Here is a 1017-nt window from a genome sequence, read left to right on the forward strand (position 1 = left end):
ACAGCGGAACTTACCCGCTTCTATCGCAGCCGCTTTGAAGCCGTCGGGTATTGGTCCGCTGACGATCGCAGCGCCAGCGATCCGCGGACGGGACGACCCACCAGTAGTCGACGGGCCTGTGTCTACCGCTCAAACAAGATGGGGCTGAGTGTGGGACACGACTGTGACGCTTCGATCGTGCATGGCGTAGGCGATCGAAGTTAGACTTCGCGGCAACGGGGATTCACCGTGAAGCACGAACGATCGAGACTGCCGTAGGAGGTGAGCGCCGTGATCGCACAAGTGATCTCGCCATTCGGCCGGGCCGCTCTCCCCTACCCGATGTGCCGCCCAAACGGCTCGATCTACGCCACCGTGCCACCCAGATGTGAGGCCTCGCGGAGAGTAACTGTCTCCGAAAAAATCGGATCTGAACTGCGGAGATCATTTACTGCAGAGAGTGAGCCCGGGTCTCCGACCCACTCTCAGGCAGGACCTAACGTCTTACATGAGACAGTATTTAAGACCCATCCTGCGACAGATGATGAGACGATACGTAAGACGTTAAGACAGTCCCTTGCATGTCCGCGAGCGCTGACTGTTCATGAGGATGCTGGATCGATCGGGTCGATGGCTGTTGCAGTGTTCCTCCAAGTGATCCCTCCAACTACCGTTGAGAGCGCGCCGTTCAGGGCAACAACACCTGTTACAGGCAAGGCGCACATGATGGTTGAAGGTAGGGTCGGTAGGACAGTCGCAGAGACCATCAGATACTGGGTTCTTGGTCGTGCGGTTAGAATGGCCGGTCAGACGCTCGCGTATCAGGCCGTCAACTGCGCACATCGTCAGGTCATTTCCCTGCGCTGTGCGCTGGTGACAAAAAGGGACAGGTACGCGGCAATACCTCGTACGGTCACCAGCGCCATGCTGCTGGCGACGACGTGGATCTGGTCAGCGGAAGGGTCGGCTGCCGTCGACATGACATGGGAGTCGTCCACTGCCTCAGCCTATGTCAAGGCAGGTGACTCCACCCGATAC

General features: G+C 58.5%; 1 protein-coding gene. It reads right to left on the reverse strand.

Going from position 1 to position 1017, the window contains the following annotated elements; genetic code table 11:
- Positions 1-824 precede the first annotated feature (824 nt).
- Positions 825-977, reverse strand: a complete 153-nt coding sequence (locus tag ACFXIV_RS48390) for a hypothetical protein (RefSeq protein WP_379403853.1) — start codon at positions 975-977, stop codon at positions 825-827.
- Positions 978-1017 lie beyond the last annotated feature (40 nt).

The sequence above is a fragment of the Nocardia sp. NPDC059236 genome (assembly GCF_042754085.1).
Lineage (GTDB): Bacteria > Actinomycetota > Actinomycetes > Mycobacteriales > Mycobacteriaceae > Nocardia.